General features: G+C 42.1%; 18 protein-coding genes and 1 riboswitch. Of the genes, 9 read left to right on the top strand and 9 right to left on the bottom strand.

Annotation, left to right across the window (positions count from 1 at the left end):
• The first annotated feature begins 2 nt into the window (after positions 1–2).
• Together BK582_RS00570 and BK582_RS00565 are read left to right on the top strand one after the other, a co-directional pair.
• The gene (locus tag BK582_RS00570) at positions 3–635 is read left to right on the top strand and encodes an SCO family protein (protein ID WP_078592507.1); all 633 of its coding nucleotides are present in this window, start codon (positions 3–5) and stop codon (positions 633–635) included.
• Positions 636–638: 3 nt separating this feature from the next.
• A complete protein-coding gene (locus BK582_RS00565; RefSeq protein ID WP_078592506.1) occupies positions 639–1,196 on the top strand; it encodes a DUF1404 family protein in 558 nt (185 codons plus the stop codon).
• 42 nt (positions 1,197–1,238) lie between these two features.
• On the opposite strand, the gene BK582_RS00560 is transcribed toward BK582_RS00565, so the two are convergent.
• Positions 1,239–3,638, bottom strand: a complete 2,400-nt coding sequence (locus tag BK582_RS00560) for a S8 family serine peptidase (RefSeq protein WP_078592505.1) — start codon at positions 3,636–3,638, stop codon at positions 1,239–1,241.
• Between the two features lie 398 nt (positions 3,639–4,036).
• Between BK582_RS00560 and BK582_RS00555 the strand changes: the two genes are divergently transcribed.
• Entirely contained in the window at positions 4,037–5,464 is a 1,428-nt protein-coding gene (locus BK582_RS00555; RefSeq protein ID WP_139368193.1) for an amidohydrolase family protein, read from the top strand.
• Between the two features lie 541 nt (positions 5,465–6,005).
• On the opposite strand, the gene BK582_RS00550 is transcribed toward BK582_RS00555, so the two are convergent.
• Positions 6,006–7,343, bottom strand: a complete 1,338-nt coding sequence (locus BK582_RS00550) for a Na+/H+ antiporter NhaC family protein (RefSeq protein WP_078592504.1) — start codon at positions 7,341–7,343, stop codon at positions 6,006–6,008.
• Positions 7,344–7,455: 112 nt separating this feature from the next.
• On the opposite strand from BK582_RS00550, the gene BK582_RS00545 reads away from it, so the two are divergent.
• Entirely contained in the window at positions 7,456–7,965 is a 510-nt protein-coding gene (locus tag BK582_RS00545) for a GNAT family N-acetyltransferase (protein WP_078592503.1), read from the top strand.
• A gap of 45 nt (positions 7,966–8,010) precedes the next feature.
• Here the strand turns inward: BK582_RS00545 and BK582_RS00540 are convergent, their stop codons facing one another.
• Complete coding sequence (locus BK582_RS00540) at positions 8,011–9,027, bottom strand: DUF2804 domain-containing protein (protein ID WP_078597721.1); 1,017 nt, start codon at positions 9,025–9,027, stop codon at positions 8,011–8,013.
• A gap of 277 nt (positions 9,028–9,304) precedes the next feature.
• Here BK582_RS00540 and BK582_RS00535 point away from each other — a divergent pair, with 277 nt between their 5' ends.
• Together BK582_RS00535 and BK582_RS00530 are read left to right on the top strand one after the other, a co-directional pair.
• Entirely contained in the window at positions 9,305–11,032 is a 1,728-nt protein-coding gene (locus BK582_RS00535) for an ABC transporter ATP-binding protein (RefSeq protein ID WP_078592502.1), read from the top strand.
• Positions 11,025–12,866 carry an ABC transporter ATP-binding protein gene (locus BK582_RS00530; protein ID WP_078592501.1) on the top strand — a complete coding sequence of 614 codons (1,842 nt, stop codon included), beginning with the start codon at positions 11,025–11,027 and terminating at the stop codon, positions 12,864–12,866. Before BK582_RS00535 ends, BK582_RS00530 begins: the two co-directional genes overlap by 8 nt.
• A gap of 317 nt (positions 12,867–13,183) precedes the next feature.
• Here the strand turns inward: BK582_RS00530 and BK582_RS00525 are convergent, their stop codons facing one another.
• The gene (locus tag BK582_RS00525) at positions 13,184–14,617 is read right to left on the bottom strand and encodes a trypsin-like peptidase domain-containing protein (RefSeq protein WP_078592500.1); all 1,434 of its coding nucleotides are present in this window, start codon (positions 14,615–14,617) and stop codon (positions 13,184–13,186) included.
• A gap of 278 nt (positions 14,618–14,895) precedes the next feature.
• On the opposite strand from BK582_RS00525, the gene BK582_RS00520 reads away from it, so the two are divergent.
• Positions 14,896–15,354 (top strand): cupredoxin domain-containing protein, encoded by a 459-nt coding sequence (locus BK582_RS00520; protein ID WP_078592499.1) that lies wholly within the window; start codon positions 14,896–14,898, stop codon positions 15,352–15,354.
• 62 nt (positions 15,355–15,416) lie between these two features.
• Here BK582_RS00520 and BK582_RS00515 read toward each other — a convergent pair whose 3' ends face one another.
• From BK582_RS00515 to BK582_RS00510, 3 genes are all read right to left on the bottom strand, one after another.
• A complete protein-coding gene (locus BK582_RS00515) occupies positions 15,417–16,694 on the bottom strand; it encodes a helix-turn-helix transcriptional regulator (RefSeq protein WP_078592498.1) in 1,278 nt (425 codons plus the stop codon).
• A gap of 241 nt (positions 16,695–16,935) precedes the next feature.
• A complete protein-coding gene (locus tag BK582_RS27970; protein ID WP_276328182.1) occupies positions 16,936–17,067 on the bottom strand; it encodes a hypothetical protein in 132 nt (43 codons plus the stop codon).
• Entirely contained in the window at positions 17,067–18,341 is a 1,275-nt protein-coding gene (locus tag BK582_RS00510; RefSeq protein WP_169910693.1) for a helix-turn-helix domain-containing protein, read from the bottom strand. The genes BK582_RS27970 and BK582_RS00510 overlap by 1 nt, the downstream gene beginning before the upstream one ends.
• Before the next feature lie 394 nt (positions 18,342–18,735).
• Between BK582_RS00510 and BK582_RS00505 the strand changes: the two genes are divergently transcribed.
• A complete protein-coding gene (locus BK582_RS00505; protein WP_078592496.1) occupies positions 18,736–19,692 on the top strand; it encodes a lysophospholipid acyltransferase family protein in 957 nt (318 codons plus the stop codon).
• A gap of 215 nt (positions 19,693–19,907) precedes the next feature.
• A complete protein-coding gene (locus tag BK582_RS00500) occupies positions 19,908–20,996 on the top strand; it encodes a nitric oxide synthase oxygenase (protein WP_078592495.1) in 1,089 nt (362 codons plus the stop codon).
• Positions 20,997–21,196: 200 nt separating this feature from the next.
• Here BK582_RS00500 and desB read toward each other — a convergent pair whose 3' ends face one another.
• A complete protein-coding gene (desB, locus tag BK582_RS00495) occupies positions 21,197–22,273 on the bottom strand; it encodes a Delta(10) desaturase DesB (protein ID WP_078592494.1) in 1,077 nt (358 codons plus the stop codon).
• 347 nt (positions 22,274–22,620) lie between these two features.
• Positions 22,621–24,768, bottom strand: coding sequence for a DNA helicase RecQ (gene recQ, locus BK582_RS00490; protein ID WP_244895302.1), 2,148 nt, complete (start codon positions 24,766–24,768; stop codon positions 22,621–22,623).
• 281 nt (positions 24,769–25,049) lie between these two features.
• A riboswitch (SAM riboswitch) is annotated at positions 25,050–25,181 on the top strand.
• Positions 25,182–25,196 lie beyond the last annotated feature (15 nt).

Raw genomic sequence — 25,196 nt, 5'->3', positions numbered from 1 at the left:
ATATGAAAAAAAACTGGCATACTCCGTTTGCATTGGCATTAGTTTTACTGTTTGGTTTGAGCTTGTTTTATATCGGTACAGACGGTTTTAAAGCTTATACAGCGGAGACAGCGAGAGTCAACAGCCTTATAGAAAATCAGCCGCAGTTCCCAGAGGTCACTTTCGAAGACAGTAAAGGTCGGGTTTACCCGGTCTCTGAGTTTGACGGGAAGTATGTTTTTATCACTTTTATGTACACTTATTGTTCCACTGTCTGCCCGATTCTGGAGATGAATATGGGGCAGGTTTACAGTCAGGTGCCTGAAGAATATATTGGTGAGGATATTGTGTTCTTAAGTATCAGTTTCGACCCGGAAAGAGATGACCCGGTAACACTGGCTGAATATACTGGACACTTTAACGCAGACGGCGATACCTGGAGAATGGCGCGGATTAACGACCAGGAGGAGCTGGACTCACTGCTTGAAGAATTCGGCGTTGTGGTTATCCCTTATGAAAATGGGGATTTTGCCCATAACTCAGCCTTTTATCTTGTGGACAGAGAAGGAACTCTCATTGATGTAATGGACTATACGGAAATCGGTGAAGCCGCGGAAAGGGTTAATACTATCTTAGAAAATGACAAGGGGGAATAGAAAATGAATCAATTTACAGCCGGTCTGTTTCTGCTTATCTTTCTGGCTCTCCCCCCTGTCGCCAATTTGCTCGAATCAATTATGGTCGTCCATATGCATATGCAAATGCCGCTCCTTGTAATTGCAGGTTTTCTGATGGCTAAACTGGTGCAGGAACGCTTTCCTGTTTTTTTTGAAAATTGGAACAGTAACGGTGTGCCGGGGATTTTGCTTTTTATAATCATAATGGTCTACTGGATGATTCCCCGGACAATGGACGAAGCCCTGACAGTACAGAGCGTTGCTATTTTTAAGTATATCAGTCTTCCTTTTTTAGCCGGGATACCACTAAGGGACAGCTGGAAAAAGCTTGGAGATAAAAGCAAGAATGCACTCATAATCAGTTTTACAGTGATGTTTTTCGCTATGGGACTTCTCTATATCATGTCGCCTGAGCAGCTGTGCAATAACTACCTGATAATTGAGCAGATAACACTTGGCTGGGGATTTATCACAATGGCTGCTTGTGCAGTAGTATATCTAATTTACAGCGCGGTAGTGGACCCCTCAGATTATGTATGAAAAACCTCCGGAGGCTTTTGCTTCCGGAGGTTTTCATCGTTCCTATTCAATAGTTAACGTAGGTCCAGCTAATTCAGTTTCAAATTCACCAGATTTCGCATAAGCATTAATCTGGTAGTTTCTTTCAGTAAGCGGCTGGCCATCAATGGTCATATCCCAGCTGAAGCTGTGGATGCCCGGCGCTATATCAGACGCAGCAGCTGGTTCTGCGAGAAGCTCCCCAGTATCCGCGTCTCTGATGCGAAGATTAAAATGCTCGGCACCGCCTGGAGCGTTTACAGTACCAACCAGGTTTCCACCTTCAAGAGCAAGTGATAAAGTGTTCAATAATGGATAATCCGGCTCCTGAACAAAAACAATCGTTGGTACTTGTAAAGTCTCATCACCATTGCTGATTGTAATAACTCCTTCATGATACCCTGGCTCTGTTTTTGAAGCATCTACCTGTACACGGAAATTAATATCCTGCGTTCTTCCAGGCTGAACCTGTGTGTTATTGCTGTTCATAACTTTTATTCCTTCTGTTCCTTCAAAATTAAAGGAATATCTTTTACGCTCATCAGACAGATTGTTAATTGTAATACTCTGGCTTCTTACTTCTTTTCCTTTTTCCTTAGTAAACACCCCAAAAGAATGGCTGCCAGGTGTGATTAGTGTTTCAGCGTTAATAGCATCAAGGATACGGATACTTCCTGCACCCTGGCTGTTATGAGGATAAATAACGCCATCTGCATCGTAAAGCTTTTCCGCAGTGTTCATAAGAGCTGCTTTAACAAAATCAACACTCCAGTCCGGGTTAGCCTGTAAAACAAGAGCTGCAGCACCGGCAACATGAGGAGCTGACATGCTCGTTCCCTGTAAGGATGCATAACCGTATGGATTCTCAGGGTTGTGTGTAGGGATAGTACTTACAATTGCTACACCAGGAGCTGAGACGTCCGGCTTAATCATCCAGTTGTTCATAACCGGACCTCTGGAAGAGAAGTTAGCCATTGTTTCTCCGACTTCTCTGTCAAATTCAACATTAATATTTACCGTATTGCTGCCTGCTTCCAGTTCTGCGAGAAGCTTCTGCCCGTCTGTCAGTGATGTTTTTAGGGTTGGAACAGCCAGGCCTGGAACGTCAGGCTGAACGCCTTCCACATTGTTGTAAATGATAGCACCGGCTGCTCCGGCATTTTTCGCGTTTGTTGCTTTATCCACAAACGGGATTTCTCCGCGGCTGATTAAAGCAATTTTTCCTTCAGCATCCACACCTTCAAAGTCAGAGGCTTCCCCATAGCCCACATGGACAAATTCGAAATCACCGTTAAATTCTTTAAGCTTATCCTCACCTGGGTGCCCCATAACGGCAGCACTTTCAAGCTTTGCTCCTCCTTCAGTAGCTATCTGTGCACTGAAAAGGTTATAAGGAAGCTGTGTAGCACCTACGGAAATGGCTTCGCGGGATGTTCCTGGAGAACCGACTGTCCAGTTATTCGGCCCGCTGTTACCATTTGAAGTTACAGCAACAACTCCTTCAGCCATGGCCCAGTCGAGGGCGATACTCGTTGCAAAATCAGGATCGTTCGTTGTGTTTCCAAGTGAAAGATTCATAACATCAGCACCGTCTTCCACTGCACGTTCAATACCTGCGATAACATTTTCTGTTGTTCCGCTGCCCCCTGGGCCGAGAACTCGGTAAGCAAGCAGTGTAGCGTCTGGAGCTACCCCTTTAATATCACCGTTTGCCGCAACTGTTCCGGCAACGTGTGTACCGTGGTTAGTTGAATCGCCCCGTGGATCGCCTGCAGGAGTTTCCTGAGGGCTGTCATTATTATCAACAAAGTCCCAGCCTTTATAGTCGCCAAAGTTATCAGCGAGGTCAGGATGTGTATAATCTACACCAGTATCAATAACTGCTACAGTTACTCCTTCTCCTGTAAAGCCTGCATCCCATGCAAGATCAGAGCCGATAAATGGAGCACTGTCCATCATAGCCGGGCTGAACGATTCTGCATCAATAAGTTCAGCTTCGTCAACAGAAGAAACTTCATAAGTTTCGTTTGGATAAACAGCTTTTACACCTGCAACAGCAGCCAGCTCATGAAGTTCATTCTGAGCTACTTCAACTGAAAATCCCGAAAAAACATAATCGTATTCCTGGTTAATTGTTGCAGAAGATACCGCAGCTTCAATAGAAGAAATTACATTTTCACGTTCTGCGGCAAGGCCTTCTTTAGATTGTGATTTACCTCTGTAATTAGCTTCTGCAATTGATTCTGCTTCCAGTTCCACAATAACAGTCACTGGTTCAGATGAAGTTTCATTTAAGTCCAGGTGAACAGATGAAAGACTCGCATTCTGTCCTGAGCCGTTTGCAAACCCAGCCCCGCTGAATGTGGATAACACAAGAAGCAATATGAGCGAATAAATAAAGTATTGCCGTAATTTACTTTGCAATATGTTCCTCTCCTTTATGTGTAGTGGTAAAATATTCCTCTGTTACCAGAGGACATTTAGTTAGCATTTTATAACTTTTTTGTCGAAAAATATATAATTATTAGAAAAATAAGTAAAAACTACCGTATTTTGATTATTGCTGGAATTTATTAAGTTTTAAAAAGTATAGTCCTGTTATACATGGAGTCAGACGTTATTTTCGGGTGAGGAACGCCCTGTTGGCATGTCAGGAAAACAGGACTTTTATCCTGGTTCGGTTTCTTGTTTTTTCCTGAAGAGGAGGAAATGGCAGGAAGTAAGCGGTACATAGATTCAATAATCAGAGAAGGAAATGAAGTATTTTTATAGAAGCTAAATAAACGAAAGTAATAAAAATAGAATGAAGTGAGGTCGTTTCATTGCATGCAGATATATTAATTACAAATGGTTTTGTTGTAACGATGGAAGGCAAGGGTGTCGGAATGATTGAAGACGGTGCCTTGGCAATAAAGGGAAATAAGATTGTGGCCGTGGGAAAAACCAATGAATTAAAAAGCCAGTACAATGCTGACAGGCTGATGGATGCAAAAAATAAAGTCGTAATGCCAGGGCTGGTTGATGCTCATATTCATACAGGTCTGTCGATTATTCGCGGAGTGGCTCAGGATATGAACGACTGGATGCAAAAAGGCATCTGGCCGTTTATGAAGCATGTGAGAAGAGAAGATGCAGTAAAGGGTTCCATGGTTAATATCATTGAGGGCATTCAGTCAGGGACAACTACTTTTGGCGATTATGACAGTTACATGACGGAAATTGTCCATAATTATGTGAAGGCAGGGGCAAGAGCCCGTCTTGCTGAAATGGTAAACGAAATGCCGCCTGACATCAGCAGTACTCCGGTCGGTGACTTATATCCTCTGGAACAGTCTGTGGGTGAGGAAAAGCTTGCCCGAAACCTGGAATTAATGGAGAAGTATAACGAGACGGAAAATGGCAGAATCACTTGTATTCTAGGACCTCAGGGCCCTGATATGATGAGCCTTGAGCTGCTTAACGAGATAAAGGGACTCGGGGAAAAATATGATACAAAACTACATATGCACGTTGCCCAGGGCGACAGAGAAATTAATCAGATGGAAAAAAGGTACGGAAAAAGAAGTATCGCATTTTTAGAGGAAAATGGATTTTTAAATGAACGGTTAATTGCCGTCCATTTGACAGAGGCCACCGACGAAGAAACAGAGATCGTTGCCAAAAGCGGTGCAAGCATGACATACTGTGCCGGCAGTATCGGTATTATCGATGGCCTTGTGCCTCCGATGCTGAAATTTGTGGAAAGCGGCGGGACCGCTGGACTCGGCTCCGACCAGGCACCAGGAAATAACTCTAACAATATGTTCAACGAAATGAAGTTCGCCGCAATACTAAATAAGGTGAAAAGAGGCAATCCAGCGGTATTCTCAGCAACCCTCGCCATCCGTTCAGCAACGATTGAAGCAGCTAAGGTTCTCGGCATCGATCATGAAGTAGGCTCCTTAAAGGCGGGGAAAAAAGCAGACATCATTCTGATTGACCTGGAAGAGCCGTCCCTTTCACCAGTTTTTACCAGTCCTGTCCGGAACATCATTCCTAACCTCGTATATTCAGCGAGAGGGCATGAAGTAGAAACATCAATTATTGATGGAAAAGTCGTTATGGAAAATCGGCAGCTGTTAACTGTGGACGTGAAGCAGGCAGTAAGAGAAGCACAAAAAGCAGCAGAAGGCATCGCCGAACGAGGCCGGGAAGATATTCTGCAGGCAGACAGCGATATTCTGGCGATGATGCGGGAAGAAATGCTTTGATTATTTTGGGGAGGCATGGCCTGCAGCGGGAAAGTGTAAATTAAGTGGCGGGTTGTTTGGTATCTGGCAGGCTCTTAAATTAGATGCGTGTAAACAGGAGGTAGTGAGACACCTCTTGTTTACTCGCTTTTTCTTTTGAATCCTCGTCCTGGCAACGTGGCACTTCGGGACCGGGTTCCAGTGTACCGGGTACAAAAGTGCCAGGTTGCGGGCCTCATTAAATCTCCCTTATCCTCGAGAATTCTCCTTGATTTAATATGGCACTTGGGTTCCAGGAACGTTGGTTCCAGGAACCCGAGTGCCAGGATAACAACCTCCCTAAATCTCCCTTATCCTCCCTGTTTCAACTTAAAAATTGTTTCCGGGAAATAAAGTTGCGTTACCCCAACTGTCACTATGACACACGTCATAGTGACATCAGGTTAAATTCCGGAATATAAAGTAAAACCCCTTGCTAGACAAGGGGTTTTAAAAGTTGCTCTTAGGCAACTGTCACTATGACGCCCCAAGTGCCAGGTTGCAAAAAAACAGCAAACGCTGCTTAGGAAGCAGCGCTTACTGTCTTTTTGGCTTGCCGGCTTTTTCGCATGGAATAAAGCATGGTTACGACACATGTTAAATAAAGAAAGACGGCGTATGGGGCGTAGGCAAGAACAGGAACACTTAAAATCGTGCTGCAAAGAATTGCCAGAAGGCTCCATGGGACGATGCCGGCGAAAACAACCGTTGAATCAGCAAGAATCCTGGCAAGATGTTCTTTGCTGAAATGAGTTTTCCAGAATGGAAGTAAGGAACGGCCGGCCAGCAAAATTGGAAATGACTGATTTGGGGAAATAAGAGAAACTCCTGCAGCTACTCCGATCGTTTTTGCTGTGTTTTTCGGCAGGGAGGTGGTGTCCCTGAATATTCTATTAATATATGGCTGAATCATTTTTGTGTCTTCGATTATCTGGCAGTATGCCCCGACGATCAGAATAAAAATGATGAATGGGAACATTCCCTGGAAGCCTCCGAGAGCTCCGGTACCAAATATACTGCCATACAGCCATTCAGAAACAGGCACTCCTCTGAAAAGAAGGATGACGGCTGCTGAACCGATTCCAGCTGAAAATGAAAGTTTCATATTTTTTCCGAGTAAAATCATAATACTTAAAACAAGAGGAGGGATTAATGAAACAAATAAGGATCCAGTTAAAAGTTCGTTCACGTTCATCCCTTCCACTGATGCGCCTGCAGACCCTTTATCAACAATCTGGTCAACGACAAAAAAGATGCAGGCTGTTAATGCAGCACTGATGAGCATCGTCGGAACGATCGTTTTGAGCTGCTTTCTTTGTTCCAGTTCCACAGAAAAGGACAGAAGCTGAAAAGAACTGGACAGAGGAGAGGTCCTGTCTCCAACGAAAGCACCGGACACCAGGGCTCCGGCGGTGAGTGCGGCAGGTATTCCGAGAGCTTCAGCGGCGCCCATCACAGGCAGGCCGATGATACTGAGGCTCCCTACAGCTGATCCAATAATCAGGCTCATTACAGCTGCAGCGATAAAGGCAGCTGTAAAGAAATATTCCGGAGATATTAGTGAGAGAAACAAGTCATTTAAGTGGCCGATCGTTCCGGAATAATACCAGGTAGGCAGAATAACGCCAATGAAAGCGAGCAGCCAGGCAATGTTTTTGTTCCTCTTAATCCCGGTTATGGAAAACTGCCAGAGTTCACTTGATTTATAGCCTTTCTTCAAAGCAATAACCGTGAGCATCAAAAATCCGGGAACTATAGCAGCTGCAAGTGGAAAATTAAACAGGACCGCGAGCATTAATACAGCAGCTGTACCACCGATGACAAGGGAAATTTCTATATGTGAGAATCTATTATCCATCATAGTACCTCCAGTTTGGTCACTTACATTCTATCACAAACAATTGTCTTAGTCTGAAGGGGTCAAAATATGATATTCTTTTTCTAACAGGATATTTCATGGGAGTGTGAGAGAATTGGAGATTGAAATTCAGGACCTTGCTTTGGAAGACGCCGAAGCGTTATTCCAGTTTGAACTGGCTAACAGAACGTATTTTTCTTCTATGGTTCCAGACAGGGGCGATGACTACTTTGTGTATGAGAATTTTCTCAAAAGGCTCGTCCTCCTGCTGAAGGAACAGGAAGAGGGAACATCTCAGTTTTTCCTGATAAAAGACACTTCCGGCGAGATTCTTGGCAGGATTAATATTGCCGACGTGGATAAAAACGGGGTAGGCGAACTAGGCTATCGTGTAGGAAAAATGTCCGCGGGAAAAGGGGTGGCAGGCAGGGCGGTCCGGATACTTGTTGAGGCAGGCTCTGATGATGGGAAAATAACAGGGCTTACGGCAAAAACAACAAGAAATAACATCCCCTCAAGAAAGGTGCTTGAGAGAAACGGTTTTAAGCTGGAACGGGTGGAAGAAGCAGGGGCCGTATACAAAGGAGAAAAACTCGATTTCTTTCATTACAGATTGATCTTTTAAAAACGGTAAATGGCCTGGTAGTTTCCAGGCCATTGTTACAGGTATTTACCAGTGGGCAAAATGGTCTTCTATAGAACCCGGAAGGCCGTTAAGGGTAATTTTACTGCCGTCTTCATCAGTCAGTTCCCCATAATAATGCCCGAACATCTGGTGCATTTCCGACTTGACCAGTGGGGCGGAGGTGGCAGACTTACGGTGAAAGAAAGGTTCGAAGTTTAACAGGACCTGGCTGGATTCTTTAGTGTTGAGCTGCCACGGCTCCATCATATTATTTCTGTTAAACTTGAATTCCACGTCTTCGCCGATTTTAACAAGGCGTCCATTAACGAGAAATCCGTTTTCAGTCACACCAGTTCCGTCTGTCCATTGCCCGCCAAAGTTCAGGCCGATCATATCCCCGTTATTCCTGCCAGAGGCTGTACCCCAGTTCCATGTGCTTGTCCTGGGCCAGACACCCCGCCCATAATCCAGAATAGCTGAGTCTGTTGTTTTATCAAAGGTGTACGTTTTGTCACCAACAGAAAATGCTCCCTCGGCCGGAAGGCATTGCTGCTTGGCAGTGTACTGGAACTTCGTGCTGCTCCACGGTATTACCACATTCAGGGTGTCATGGTCTTCCGGGTAATGGACTTTAATGTCCGCCGTTAAAGGTTTTCCTCCAAAATCAGGGATGCTGACTTTCAGGTGCGTATTTCTTCCGTCCCAGATAAAAAATATACCCATGTTTTTATGAAGAGTTTCTGCACTTGCCAGAACTTCTTCCGGCATTTTCGTCTTTAATCCTAAAGGCATCAGAACAGTTTTTTCATAAAAATCTTTTGTCTTATAATCTAAATAATAAACAAAGCAGACGGCTGCATAATCAAAGTGGCTTATGGTTGCTGAAAATAAGGCGTCCTGCCCGTTTACACACCAGTAATGCCATTTTTTCTTTCTCAGAAACTGGCCTTTCAGGTTGCTTGTTATTAGTGGGCGGCGTGACCAGCCCACACTCGACGCGTTCAGACTGCCGTTTTCATCACATAGTTTAACTGGTTCGGTAATCTCCCGTTCTTTTTTCATCAGGCTCATGTTCCTTTCTGCATTTTTTTTACATTACTTCGGCGGCAGAAAAGAATAGTCCTTTATTTTCACATAATTTCTGGAAATCGCCAGAAGTTTCTCTGATAAAAATACAGCAGGCTGAAATAAATAAAAATGTGTTTTTAGGCGCCTGTACAGCAGATTTATGATATTCTTTATTATAGAATTATTTCGATGAGCGAAATTGTACATATAATTTTTTGAATATTAACAAAAGACTTTTTGCGATACGAAGAACAACACGGGAGGTACAGCCATGAAGAAGGTATTAATGTTTCTGGGGCCCTACCGGCTGGCGGTATTCGTGGCTCTTTTTTTCACTTTAACAGAGCTGGCTGTGGAACTCCTGCAGCCGTTTTTAATGGCGAGAATAATAGACGACGGGATTATGCAGGGGGATTTATCAGTCGTCATGCTCTGGGGAGGCATTATGATCGGTATGTCGCTGATCGCTTTTGCCTCGGGGATCCTGAACTCTTTCTATGCGGCTCATGCCAGCCAGGGTATGGGATACGATATACGAAGCAAGGTGTTTGAAAAGGTGCAGTCTTTTTCATTCGCTAATTTCAGCCAGTTTCCGGCATCATCACTGATTACAAGGATGACGAGCGATGTGACCCAGCTTCAAAACACTGTGTTTATGAGTTTACGGATTATGCTGCGCGCACCTTTGCTTGTCATTGGTTCTGTCATTATGGCTCTGCTTGTAAATGTAAAGCTTGCCCTTATTCTTGTTGTAGCCGTACCGCTTTTGATTATGTTTTTAATGTGGATAATGAGTAAAGCTGGAAGGCTGTTCCGGGCAGTACAGGAAAAGCTGGATAACGTTAACAGTGTGGTACAGGAAAATCTCTCGGGAATCAGACTGATCAAAGCTTTCCTCCGGAGAAAACATGAAGCGGAGAGATTTACTGAAGCAAGCAGAAATCTGCGGGATAAAACCGTAGCTGCGTTAAGGCTGATAGAGATTGCCATGCCTGTCCTTCTCCTTATTATGAACGTGAGTATCATGGCGATTCTCTGGTTTGGAAGCTTCGAAACCGCTGCTGGCGGGGCCACGGTGGGGGAAGTGGTCGCAATTATCAACTACACTACCAGGATGACCGGAGCGCTGTCCGTATTTTCGATGATCATTATGATTTTTTCCAGAGCAAAAGCTTCCTCTCAGAGGATTGCAGATGTGCTGGAAACAGATGTAGACCTTCTTGATACAAAAGAAAGTGACACCGGGAATAAGATTACAGCCGGGAAAATCACCTTTGATTCTGTTTCCTTCCGTTACCCTGAGACAGACATGTTCGTATTGAAAAACATAAGTTTTGAAGCGAAGCCAGGGGAAAGAATAGCAATCCTGGGAGCTACAGGTTCAGGAAAGACAAGCTTATTTCAGCTTATTCCCCGGCTTTATGACTTAGATGAAGGAACGATAAAAATAGACGAAAAAGATATTCGGAAACTAAAGCTTAAAACATTACGAAGGCAGATTGGCTTTGTACCTCAGGAAGCGATGCTTTTTACAGGGACGTTGAAGGATAATATCAGGTGGGGGAAAGAAGATGCCTCCATGGATGAGATTGTAAGAGCGGCCATGGATGCCCAAATCCATGACACAATTATGGAGCTTCCGGAAAAATATGAGACGCTTCTTGGGCAGAAAGGAGTAAATCTTTCAGGCGGCCAGAAACAAAGGCTTTCTATTGCAAGAGCTCTGATCCGGGCGCCAAAGATTCTCCTTCTGGACGACAGTACGAGTGCCTTGGATGTTAAGACGGAAAAAAGGCTTCTCGATGCACTGGACAGCTATTCCTGCACTACTCTGATGATTACCCAGAAAATCAGTACGACCATGAATGCGGATAAGATTTTGCTTCTGGAAGACGGGGAGCTTATTGCAGAAGGAAACCATGAGGAACTGATGGAGATATCCCGTTTGTACAGAAAGATCTATGAGTCTCAATTTGGGGAGGATAACCGCTATGCTTAAAGAATTTAAGGAACCTTTCCAGCATGAAAAAATCGATTTAGATAAATTAAATACCAGGAAAACAGCGGCTCCAGGGAAAAAGAAGGAAAAGCCGAAAAACTGGCGGGCAACAATTGCAAGGATTTCCGGCTATCTTGCGAAAAGCAAAGGGAGACTGTCTCTCGTACTTCTGATGGTTGTAGTAAGTTCTTTTCTTGCTTTGTACGGACCTTTTCTCGTGGGGATGGCCATTGATGATTTTATTGTAGAACAAAATACAGACGGGCTGGTGGTGCTTCTTTTTGGGCTCACTGCTGTTTATATATTCCATTCTCTTTCTGTATGGCTGCAAAATTACTGGATGATCCGGATAGCTCAAAAAACGGTTTTTTCTATGAGAACCCAGCTGTTCCGCCATCTCCATAAGCTCCCAATCCCATTTTTTGATAAAAGGCAGCATGGGGAGCTGATGAGCAGAGTTACGAATGATATTGAGAACGTGAGCACAACACTGAACAGTTCGGTGATACAGATTTTCTCCAGTATCCTCACCCTCGTAGGAACAGTTGCTGTAATGCTCTGGCTCAGCCCATTGCTTACGCTAATAACGATGCTGATTATTCCTGCGATGTTCTTTGGAATGAAATGGATCACGAAACGGACAGGAAAACTGTTTAAGGAGCAGCAGAAGCATCTGGGTGACTTGAACGGCCACATCCAGGAAACACTTTCGGGACAGAGAATCGTCAAAACTTTTTCTCAGGAAGAAAAGGTAATCAGTGAATTTAAAGAAAGAAACGACCGGCTGAAGATTGCCGGATTCTGGGCACAGACTTTTTCAGGGTTTATTCCGAAACTGATGAACATGCTGAATAACCTCAGTTTTGCGGTTGTAGCCGGAGTCGGTGGTATTCTCGCCCTTAACGGTCTCATATCTATCGGTGTCATTGTTATCTTCGCGGAATATGCGCGGCAGTTTACGCGTCCGCTCAATGATCTGGCAAACCAGTTTAATACGCTGCTGTCAGCTATAGCTGGTGCCGAGCGGGTGTTTGACGTGATGGATGAGGAAGAAGAGCTGGCTGAAGATAAGGAAGCAGCTGAGATTGAAGAGGTTACCGGCGAGGTGATTTTTGAAGACGTGTCGTTTTCCTATGAAGAGGGCGGAGACACAGTAAACAATGTCAGCTTTCAGGTCGCACCTGGAGAGACGGCAGCCTTTGTGGGACCTACAGGTGCTGGTAAAACAACAATGATTAATTTAATCTCCCGTTTTTATGACCCTGACAGCGGAAGAATACTTCTGGATGGTAAAAATACGAAGGGGATAAAAAGGGAGAGCCTCCGCAAGCACATGGCATTTGTTCTCCAGGATTCCTTTTTGTTTCACGGGACGATTAGGGAAAATATCCGCTATGGGCGGCTTGATGCCACGGACGAAGAAGTAGAAGAAGCAGCAAAGCTTGCAAACGCCCACTCATTTATCAAAAGGTTCCCTCAAGGATATGATACGAAAATCGACCAGGATGGGGGAGGCATAAGCCAGGGGCAGAAGCAGCTTTTATCTATCGCCCGTGCGTTGCTGGCCAATCCGAAAATTCTGGTTCTCGATGAAGCAACGAGCAGCATTGATACAGTCACAGAGATTAAAATTCAGGAGGCTCTTGAAAGGCTGATGGAAGGACGCACAAGTTTTGTTATTGCCCATCGATTAAACACAATTCAGAAAGCAGATAAGATTTTTATTCTGAAAGAAGGACAGCTTATAGAACAGGGAAGCCATAAAGAGCTGCTGGAAGCTGGAGGATTTTATGCAGAGCTTTATAACAGCCAGCTGAAAAAGGCAGCGGTGTGATTCCTTTTCAAGGCAGGAGAGTGGTACAAGGGCCGATAGAGAAGTGATCTATCAGCCCTTTTCACAACGGGAAATTAATTCGTTACCTGAGTTGGTGCAACCTCTTCACTGAGGTCACGCAAGCAGCTGATTCGTTACCTGACCTGGAGCAAACTTCCTTCTTATGGAGCGAAAGACCTTGAAGGAAAGTGCATATTATAAAGAATCACCGCAGGTACAAAAAAGCCGTATGAATGATTCATACGGCCCCACTACTGTAAAAGCATCTTCCATGTAACTATCTGGTTTCCATTACTATTCCTGTTGTATTCGCCTTCTTAGTTGCCAAAATTATCTTCTATGTTTTCAAACGTGGTTACCTCATACAATTGATCTGTTATTTCGTCGTAGTAATACCAGATGCCTTCATACTCATCAAAGTAATACCAGAGGTCCTCATCATAATTGTAATGCCAGTTCTCATCATCGTAATTATAGTCTTCCTCATAGTAATAATTTTCTTCCTCGTATGGCTCGTCGTTAGAATTATAGTCGTAATCGTATTCGTATTCCCATTCCTCGTTCCATTCTTCATCATAATCATAATTCCAGTCTTCTTCATAGCCATAATTACTATCATGCCACTCGGAATCCCATCCCTCGTAATCTTCAAACCAGCTGTCATACCAGTCATCGTAATAGTAGTTTTCGTCCCAGTAGTAATCCCAGTAATCATAGCCGTAATCTTCCCAGAAGTCATAGTAGCCGTATTCCCAGTAATCGTAATAATAGTCTTCTTCGGAGTAGTAGCCTCCTTCAAAGTACCAGTCTCCATATGACCAGAGGTCCTCGAAGAAATATCTGCCGCTTGCTCCGTAAAACTGTTCGTATATTTCCTCTTCACTCATAGGGGAGTCGATCCAGGAATCAATAAGATTAGCTACATTATAAATAGGGATACTAAAGCCTATTGATGTATCTTGTGTATCCTTAGCCGAATTTACTGCGATAATTTTTTCGGAGCTTTTAGACAGCAGAGGACCGCCGCTGCTTCCTGGAGAAATGGGGGCAGAGATTTGATACAGCCCGTTAAAAATCCAGGTGTTTATCACAAAATTTCTGTCTGTTCCGGTTATGTATCCCATGGTTGCTGTATTTTCGTAGCCAAGGGGGCTGCCTAATGCAATAACTTCTTCACCGGCAAGATATGGTTCACTTTTTTCAATTGGGAACGGCTTTTTACCAGCCAGCTCAGGAACATGGATTACTGCAATGTCAGTTTCATTGGAGTAGCCAACCACTTTTCCTGGGAGCTCTGTGCCGTTTACTGTTTTGACGTAAACATTGATTTCTCCCTCTACTACATGGGCATTGGTTACTACAGCTCCCTGGTCATTGTACAGAAAACCTGATCCCTGGCTGTACGAGGTAAACACTGTGTAAACTGTTTCCTGTGCATCTGCAATAATATCAGTGAGCTCTCTTTTCTGTTCCTCTTTAAGCTCCTGTTTTTCAGGCTTTCGTGGTGGTTCAGCAGCTTCTTTCTCAGGAGGCGCTTCCTGCTTTACCGGCTCCGGATCTGAGGCGGTTTGCTGTGATGCAGTTTCCTCTCCAAAAGGTAAAAAATAAAATGCGCTGAATGCACCGCCGGATAAAAATAAGCAGAAAAACAATACAATGAGCCAGACAGTACCTTTCTTTTTCTTACTTCCACAGCCAGGACAATAACGGGTCTTTTCCTGCAGAGCATTTCTGCAATTAGGACAGTACAAAGACTCCACCTCCCTTTACAGATCTTTTATAATTACTACTATTATACCATTAATCTAGTAAAATTTTCTAAAATAAAAAACAGTTTTTATATGGAATTTTGCAGATAAATAAAAGTTTAACAGTGTTATAGCTCAATTATTATTCGACAGATCCCCCATAACAAACTATTGATCCTAAAGAACTATATATACTTTAATAAAGAAGTTGTCCGATAAAAGTGACAAGTTTTCCCCCTGCCCGTGCATATACATTAATCAGAAGGAGGGAGGGAGATTAAATGAAATTTTTCGTAGTCAAAAAAAAGCAGGTCATACTTTTACTGACATCTGTAATTATTATTGCCGGAATGCTATTGTCATTTGAAGTGATGAATAAGGGAATGCCGGTTTTCGGACCTGGCGGAGGAGAAAGTAAGGAAGAAGTACGGACAATCCATATGGTAACGGGAGAGTTTAAGGCTGAGGTGAATGGGCAGGAAATCGAATCCTACAGATGGGATCCGGGAACAATTTATATGGAAGAAGGCGAGCGGGTAAATCTGGTGATTTACGGTGTTAACGGGAAAGAACACCCTTTTTATATAGAGGGAACAAACATAAAAGGGATCGTGAAACAAGGAGAAGAAACCGTTGTCCCTCTGAAGTTCAAGAAAGAGGGGACATACCGGCTTATTTGTGCAACCCATAAAGACAAAGAGAATAACGGACCGATGATCGCATATATCGTGGTGGATTAGTAAGTCTGGAATCCACAGCAAAAAAAAACGGAGCCCCCGGCTCCGTTTTGGGTTCTGGCCACTCAGGCCCTGTCTTTGTATAAATACTCAAGTGCCTGATTTTCCATCTCCAGATATTGATATGCTTTTTTGTATTTACGAAGATCGAAAAAGTACTTACTTAATTTTTTCGCTTCGTTTTCAATATCAAGCCAGTGTTCGTTTTCATAGAAGTAATTTAAACTTTTTTCCTTTAACTGCACGTATTTATCTTCATTTCCGTTAAATAGCTCCATATCTGCTTCGATAGTCTTTAAACGATTTTTTTCATGGGCAGTTTTTGCTTCATTTTTTGCCAGATTTAAGTATTTTTTTAAGTTTTCAGTATCTTTCTTCAGGGAGTATATATTAAGTATCGAATAATATGTAATAAACTTATCTGGCGAGCTTATACGTGTCTTAATATTAAGGGACTTAAAAAAATACTCCAATGCTTCCATATAATCTTCTGTCTTGTAAAAAACAAGACCGAGGTTATGGAGAATTTTTGCTTTTTCTTCTTCAAAATTGTACTCTTCAGCAAGTTTAAGGCCACTCATTAATTCTTCGGTAGCAGGATCGAATTCTGATAGCTCAAAATAAATAACCCCGAGAAGAATGTAGATATGAATTAGTTCCTCTATTGAGCCAACTTGTGAAAAGATGTTTTTTGTCTTTTTTGTATTAGATAAAGCCTTTCTCATTTCATTTAATCTTATATAAGCCAAAGCACTATTATAAAGCATTTTCGCCTCATCTCTTGCATTATCTGCTCTTCGGAGTGCTTGAGAGTACATATTAATGCTCTCCTTATACTTTCGCTCATAAAAGTAAAGAAGCCCGCTGATATAGTAATAATTAAATTTAGTTCTGTTTGAAAAGTGTATTAAATTCTTTTTAGTAACATAAAGGGAGACTTCATTATATAACTGCCGGCCTTCTTCTATGTTGTATTTTTTTATCTCATGTAGGCTCCGTAATAAAAGATAGTCGGTCTCCTGTTTAAGAGAGGAGATATAAATCAGTGTTTCAGCATTTTTGTTTATAAAGTAAGATGCCTTCTCGAGTTGGTTTGAGTCTATTAATTCTGTGTATTCATTCAGTAATTTAGAAACTTCATTTGAGTGTTCATTTATACCGATCAGGTAATTTTTAGGAACTTCCAGTCTTTTAGCAATACTTTTGAGAACTTCAGGAGAAGCCTCATACCTTCCGCTTTCTATGTTGCTGTAGTGGGAAGGGGAAACCAGACCTTCACAGATTTTAGATTGTCCTATTCCTTTAATTTTTCTGAGACGTTTCAATCTGCCTCCAATTTGCAATGGAAATCTCTCCTCCCGGGAAAAGTACTATTCTCCTGATGTGGTGTTTGTAAGTAAAGTTAATTTATGTATGGCGCTTTGTAGGAACTTCTACTTGAGGTGTCTTTGTACTCTTTTTTCATTATTTTAACATTACCAATACTACTTAAAAAAATAAATAGGAATATATTGTAATATTTCATGGTCTTACCTATACATTTTATAAAAAGAAAAAGTGATGCAGGATGCATCACTTTTTTACTTACATAAGCTGAAAAGTACTATGAGGTCTTGGCATATCTCCCATTTTTCCTGCAGATTCGCTAAGCGGGCCTCCAACTAAAAATGCTCCTAGGGCGGCTATGACCAATACTTTTGCTAATAATTTTTTCATTATAATCTCTCCTTATAAATTTTTTTAGTAGCTTTAAGCTCTAAATCCAGATAATGAAAAGCTTTTTTGTATTTCCTATTTTCATAAAGATGATTGCTATATTGCTTAGCATTTTCAATTATGTCATCCCAGAGTTCGTTTGTACTAAAGAATTCTAAACATTCCTCTATTAAAGATTCATATTTATCAACATTAAATAATAAGTACTCCATGTTGGCTTCAATAGTCTTTAGCTGGTAATTATCAATATTGTTTCTACATATTTTGTTAGCTTGAGAAAGTTGTAGTATTAGTTTCCGAAAGTCTTGAGTTTCCAAATAAATGTTGGAGATAACATAGTGTGTTACAAAAATCTCACTGTTATCATATTTTTCCTTCTTTTCTAAACTTTCTTTTAAGTATTTAAGACTAGTCTCATACTCTTTTGTTTTGTAATAAATGAGACCGAGGTTATGCAAAATTTTAGCTGAATGAACCTGGAGTTCCTTCTCTGTCGCTAAGTTTAATGCTTTTTTAAGAACCTCTTTTGCAGAACTGAAGTCTTCAATCTCAATATGTAGGACTCCAAGTACTATATAGGCCTCGATAGTTTCCTTCCAGAGATGATGATCCATATAGATCTTTTTAGCGTCCTGGGCATATAATAATGCTTTATGAATATCATTAATTTCATAATAATTTAAAGCCAGGTTAAAATGAATTCTCGCTTCATCCTGTTCGGTTTTCGCGTGCTTAGATGCCTTGTAAAAAAAATTATAACTTTTGATATAATTACGAAGATAAAAATTTAACAGGCCGGTTACATAATAAAACTTGTAATTAGTCTTATTCGATAAAGCCCCCAGATTTTCCTCTTGTACATAAAAGGTTAATTCTTCGTGGCGCTCTTTGGCTTCAGGGATTTCTACTTTTTTCAGATGATGCATACACCTGATCAGCAGGTATTCCATTTCCTGGTGGATTGATGGTATGTATTCAAGCTGTTTTTTTCTCTTTTCGAAAAACGCATCAGCTTGCTCCGTATCTTGTTCAACCAGGTTCTCATACTCAAGGAGTAACTCAGAAGTTGTAGGAGAATCGTCATGAATACCTACCAAGTATTTGGTGGGGACGTGTAACCTTTCTGCTATTGACTCTAGTATATCCTCAGATGCCTCATATCGTCCACTTTCTATATTACTGTAATGGGAGGGTGAAACGATACCTTTGCAAACTTTTGACTGTGGAACCCCTTTTAAACTGCGTATTTTCTTCAATCTATTGCCGATATGCAAAACTTTCCCCTCCTTAGCTAAATGAATTGGTGTTTTTAAAAATAGTTTTGAAGTATATCGAAAGTGATTTGAAAAAAGGTACTAAATTAGCAGTTGACGACTTTATGTTTTATGAAAATAGAGAACAACAGCTTCCCGCCAGTGATAGCCCCTTCATCCTCCTGTTTGTTTTGCACCTGTACAAAAGATTCGCAAAAAGAGAAAAGATGCTAGAATTTAATTAACAAGTAAATACACTATTTCAAAAAATTATTTATCCTTATTTTATCACTATTGTACAGAACTGTTAATTGATTAAGCCACGACTTATTATACTTATCATAAATTACTGTTCAGGAAGGAAACAAGGTACTATTCTTTACAACATTTACAGTTAAGAAGGAGGAGATATTCAATGGTCATTGATGAAAAAGAACTAATTCAAGACCTTTATCCTATTATGACGGAACAGGTTAAGAAAGATTTTTGTGACGGGCTTTTTGACGACCATTTACTGACATTGTCCAATATGTCCTCAGGCTTGGCCAGGAAAACGAGCTTAACTGAATCAGAACTTCTTGAAGTATGGGTTAAATACAGAATTTACCGCCAGGTGCAGAAGTTTTATGCAAAACAGCCGGAAATGTTCTCCGGGTTCAGGAAGGTAAATGGGAAAGAAAATATTAAAAAGGTCTTGGATCTCGGTGGGCTGTTCGTTTCATTCCAGTACGGAAGCCACCGGTTTATCCCTCTGGAAATAAGAGCAAATGCAGAAGAAGGAGACCAAAGCCTGTACAGAGTGATTGATAGAGCGACTCATAATGAAGAAAGACAGGATAAGGACTGGAATGAAATCTACATGGATAATAATGTAGATGAGTGTATTCCAGGTACCATCAGTACTGACAAAAGATTGTCCAGCCTGATGGCAGGGAATGACAGCCTTTATTTCTATCTTGATGGTGATGCAGGTTATGAAGAAGGCTCTGATCCTGTCCTGGTAAATTTTCTTGGAAACCGAATTAAAACACCAGGCTCAATTTTACGCCTTGCAGTAAAACTGAATAAGCCAGTCTGTTTTTTACTGGCGGAGCAGGATGAGCAGGGAAGAGCCGTTCTGACAGCATACGAGCCTTTATGGCTTCATGATAAAAATCTTGAGGATACTATGCAGATGTTTTATACCATTTTTGAAGAAGAATTAATGAATCAGCCTGAGCTTTGGAAGAAATGGGATCAGCCCAGAAAAAACTGGGCTAAGATTAAGCATAAGCAAAAGAAGTCAGATCCTGAGATTGATGTGTTAAACCGCTGGGGCACCTACGGTTTGAACATCCAGTCAGGTGAAATTTATCAAATCGCCAGCAGTTAAGCTGTGAAGCTATTAATTATGTGTATTACCCCCCCTTATATATGGCCTTCTGCCTAATTGGCAGGAGGCCAATTTTTAGTTGTGATTACGATTTCAGCAACTATATTGGCAAGGCTTTTTGAGGAACACATCTTAAGTGGTAAAATGAAAATTAACCAAAATGCTGCTGGCCTCAATCTTTAGAAGAAAGCCTACAGTAGTTACAGGGGGAAGTAATGGAATATATTTATAGAGAAGCAGAAGTCTTTTTAAAAACAGCTTATCGTGAGCTGGGAATAGAAGACAAACTGTATGGTCGTTTAAGAGAAGTTAAGGAGCAAGTAAAGGATACAGGGTTTTATATTCATACGTACGAAGAGCTTGCCTATGGTGCGAAAATGGCCTGGAGGAACAGCAACAAATGTATTGGCAGGTTATTCTGGAACAGTCTGGAAGTAAGGGATTACAGACATCTGTCCGAGGAAGAGGAAGTTTTTTCTGCGCTGGAATCTCATATATACTTTGCTGAAAATCAGGGGAAAATCAGACCCACTATCTCTGTCTTTGCACCCCATACGACAGAAGTGGCTGCACCGTTGAGAATCTGGAATCACCAGCTTATAAGATATGCAGGATATAGTTCCGGCAGCGGGATTACCGGGGATCCCATGTCTCTTGATTTCACACGCATTTGTGAAGGATTGGGGTGGGAGGGAGAGAAAACCCCTTTTGATATTTTGCCGCTGGTAATTCAGTTAAGGGGAGAGCAGCCGGTCTGGAAGCAATTAAACCGGGGGAAAATTCTGGAAGTCCCGATCGGGCATCCGGAATATGAAGGAATAGAGTCACTTGGCCTTCGCTGGTATGCTCTTCCTGCAATTTCCGATATGCTTTTGGAAATCGGAGGAATAAAGTACCCTGCCGCACCTTTTAATGGCTGGTATATGGGTACAGAAATAGGAGCGAGAAATTTGGCAGATGAAGACCGGTATAATATGCTTCCTGCTGTAGCAGAAGCGATAGGGATTGAACCAAAAAGAAATTCCTCTCTCTGGAAGGACAGGGCTCTCGTTGAATTAAACAGAGCAGTCCTGCATTCATACCAGGAAGCAGGGGTGAGTATTGTTGATCATCATACAGCCGCTGAGCAGTTCAGGAAGTTCGAGAAACTGGAAAGAAAGCATGGCAGACAGCTAACAGGTGACTGGACCTGGCTTATCCCGCCAGTTTCCCCTGCTGCAACCCATATTTTTCATTCTGAATATAATAATGAGGTGATCTCGCCTAATTATTTCAGCCAGGCCAAGCCATATTATGTAATCTGATGAAAACGTATCTATCATAGTCCCCGCTAATAAGCGTTTTTTTCTTGATACAGCCATTCGAACGGTGCAGACAATTCACTGGTTTGACAGGCTGGCCTATCATTTATGGAGGGCAGTCTTCCATCTTCAGCCCCGCGACAGGTAACAAAAAGGGTTCGGTTATGTCTATCAGACAATAACCGAACCCTTTTACTATTTTATTATCCAGATTTGTTTTCCTCTTTGTTGCTGCTTTGCGGTTTCGGTGAAATATTTTCCGGATCCAGCCCGTGGCCCAGTGAGCCATAAATTGTTCCGCCCTGTGGGTCCACCAGTTCATTTTGCTGGAAGTATACCCGCGGAGTTTTCCAGAGTGCTGCCAGTGCCTTATGCATAGGCATCTCGTGATAACGCTCAGGCCACATCTTAATTATCTGCTCTTTAACAAGCGGATAATACTTAGAACTCATTGCTGGAAACAGATGATGTTCAGTGTGGTAAGAAAAATTAAAGTGGAGAACATTTACCCACTTAGGCACTGTTACAGTCAGGCTGTTTGCCAGCGGATCGTTCACCGGTGTGATCGGGTTCAGCCTGTGATTTGTTGAGATATAGGCCATCACCACAAAGTTTGCGATTAATAATGGAATGAGAAAGGCGAACAGCCATTTTTCAAATCCCATAACAAACATTAAACCAATCCATGTGGCCCACGGCAGTATTGCCTGCAGCCATACCTTCGGGCGCTTTTTTGGCTGGAATTCTTTAATATACATTATAAAACACTTAAGGGAATGCATTGTAAACTGGACCGTGAGTGATGCAAAGGCTGAAAAAGCACGAACAGGTAAAGGAAGCTTGTAAATCCAGACTAAGAACTTCATTTTTGAGATTTTTTCCAGTGTAGGCCAGGAATCCGGGTCTTTTTCATCGTTTTGTGTATGAACATGGTGAGTAAGGTTATGCCATTTTCTCCAGAGCTGCGGCCCGGTGCTCAGCGGCCAGAATGCCACTGCACCAAGAAAATCGCGAAGCCATGGTTTTCTTACTACTGTCCCGTGCAGAATTTCGTGGCCTAAAAAACCAAGCCCGGCAAAACTAAGGCCGATTACGCCTGAAATTAAAAGGTTGAGGAGTGGATGCAGGTTAAGTAACCCTATCATAAGGAACCCGGAAACCACTGTTATTAAATAGGCGAGTCCTCCGAACAAGCGGGTTGGTACTGGTTTAAAAGCTTCTTTCGGTAAATGTTTTGATACGCGAGCGGCGTACCAGCCAAACGTGTGAAGATCCTTCATTTTTGGCCCCTTTCTTTCAGCTTTTTTTAAGGTTTTATTGCAGATATTAATTGCTTCTGCATGTAATATATTAAAGGTAATTTAAATCTGTAAGTGGCGGTTTTCCCTTTCTGTGCATTTTCAATGGAAGCACAATAAACAGCAAAACCTGCACTACAGACTTCCTAACATTTATCCTAACAACAGTTCGTGGAAGAGTCAATGAAAAATTATAACCAGGTGATAAGTCCAGGGTATAAAAAAAGACCTGAACCACGGCAAAACTGTTTTTTGACTGAGGTGAACCCAGGTTATCTGAATGGTATGCTGAACATTATATACGTAAAATACATTTCTGTGCGGGGAGCTTAGCCCCCGCACTTCATTGCAAGTTTAATTTCAAAATAGCTTATTTCTTCAGGAAGGGCTTCTTTTAACGGTTTTAAACCGTTTTCCAGACCGATTTCGGCTATTTTTTCCTGAATCATTTTTAGTTTTGTTTCATCCGCCAGCTCCATGGGATTAATTTCAACACCCTCATCCATGGCTTTTAACAAGTGCCCCTGGACAGTGGAGAGAGTGATCTCTCTGTGGGCGGCGATTTCTTCCATATTGTTCCCTTGTAAAAACAGCTCACTCGTTTCCAGATGACTTGCTTTTTCCCCTGGGCTTCTTTTTTTCGCTGGCCGCTGTACAGGTGGCGTATACTGCGCCGAATTCCTGGCCAGTTCTGGGTGCTCATTTTTAAAGCGGGAAATTTCGGAAAGTATTTCTTCCCCGTAATTTTCAAACTTCTGTTCTCCGACTCCTTTTACAGAAAGCATTTCTGCTTTAGTATCAGGCAGTTTTAAGCATAGCTCATTTAATGTCTTATCTGAGAAAACCATGTATGGAGCAATGCCAGCTTCTTTAGCCAGGCGGGAACGGAGAGATCTGAGCTGTTCAAACAGCGGATGGCTCGGTGCGATTTCGACAGGCTGCTTTTCTTTTTTCCGCTCAACAGTAAGGTCGCCCTTTAATACATATAGTGCCCTTTCTGTTAATTGAAGCACAGGATAACTGCTGTCGCTCATGGAGATAAACTGGGAAGCTGTGAGATAATCGATGAACTGGCTTACCTCCTTCTGGCTTCGTTCCTTCATTAACCCAAATGTAGGGAGTTTGTCCAGAGAGAGCTCTTTTACCTTTTTATTCCCTGATCCGGTTAACACTTGTGCCACCATTGTTTTTCCGAAACGCTCTCTCATTCGTTTAATACAGGAAAAAACCATCTGTGCCTCTCGCGTAACATCTTCAGTTTCCCGTTCATCTGTACAATGGCCGCACTTTCCGCATGGGTTGGAAGCTTCATCCCCGAAATAGTCAAGAATGTATGTCTGGAGACAGCTTTCTGTGTGGCAATAATTGGTCATGGCCTGTAGTTTCTTATATTCATTTTCTTTCCGTTGTTCACTTAAGTTTGACTGATCAATCAGGAACTGCTGAATCCGGATATCCTGCGGTGAAAAAAGAAGCAGGCACTCGCTTTCTTCTCCATCTCTGCCGGCACGGCCAGCCTCCTGGTAGTAACTTTCGATGTTTCGCGGAATCTGATAATGAATAACAAATCTGACATTAGACTTGTTAATCCCCATACCAAAGGCATTCGTGGCGACCATAACCTGCAGTTGGTCATAGACGAATTTCTCCTGCATTTCGTCTCTTTCACTGCTTGTCATACCTCCATGATACTTGCCGGTCTGGACACCGTTCTGCTCGAGAAAACTGTGAAGACGTTCCACTTCTTTTCTTGTAGCAGCATAAATAATACCTGAATGGGAAGCATTCCTGTTCAGATAATCTTTTAAATACGCGTCCCGGTCCTGTCCTTTTAAAACATGGAAAGAAAGGTTTTCCCTCGCAAATCCTGTCTGGACCACATTGTCTTCTTCAATATTCAGAGCATCGCAAATATCCAAAGTAACTTCCGGTGTTGCTGTAGCTGTAAGTGCCAGTACAGCAGGCTCAGGGAATAACTCACTTATAAGCCCTGGTGTTTTCAGATAGCTTGGACGAAAATCGTGCCCCCACTGAGATAAACAATGGGCTTCATCTACTGCGACGAGGGAGACTTCCAGCCGCTTTATCTGCTGTAAAAATGAAGGTGCGTCCAGGCGCTCAGGAGCTATATAAACAAGTTTATATTTTCTCTCTTTCATTAAATGCAATCGTTCGTTAACTTCTTCAGCGGATAAAGTACTGTTTATAAAGGTAGAAGGGATGCCAACTTCATTCAGTTCATCCACCTGGTCCTTCATGAGGGAAATCAAAGGAGAAATTACAAGGGTAAGGCCAGGGAGCATCAACGAGGGAATCTGGTAACAGATGGACTTTCCGCCCCCTGTAGGCATAATTCCCATGCTCCGTCTGCCTTGCAGTATATTAGTGATTATCTCTTCCTGTCCCGGCCGGAATGTATCATATCCGTAATGCTGATGAAGAAGATGATTTGCCTTTGTCATAGCTCTGATACTCATTAGCATTCGTCCCCCAGTAAAAAATTATTCGATAGATTTGGACTAGGTTTATTGTACATGATAGAGCCGGAGGAACATAGGCTAATTTTTGTGCAGGATAATAAATTTTATTTAAAGAAATCTTTTTCTTTATCTGGCAGCAATGTAAGCGGTGACAAAAATGGCGGCTAGAGAAAATTATTAAGAAATAGTTTGACAGAATTATTTATTAAGAGTAATATTGCGAATATCTAAAAAACACAAAATTAAATTATATTTCAATAATAAAAAATAAAAACATCTTCTTATTAAGAGAGACGGAGGGACAAGGCCCTGTGAAGTCTCGGCAGCGGGTTCCGGGAGAATGTGAATTCCCGGAACACTGTGCCACTTCCTGCAAACTCCTGTATTTACAGAGGTTTGAGAGATAAGAAGAGTGTGGATACATA

This window comes from Evansella clarkii (assembly GCF_002019695.1).
In the GTDB taxonomy this organism is placed as follows: domain Bacteria; phylum Bacillota; class Bacilli; order Bacillales; family Salisediminibacteriaceae; genus Evansella; species Evansella clarkii.
The sequence above is the reverse complement of the archived record's forward strand: the minus strand, read 5'-3'. Positions and strand labels throughout refer to the sequence as shown.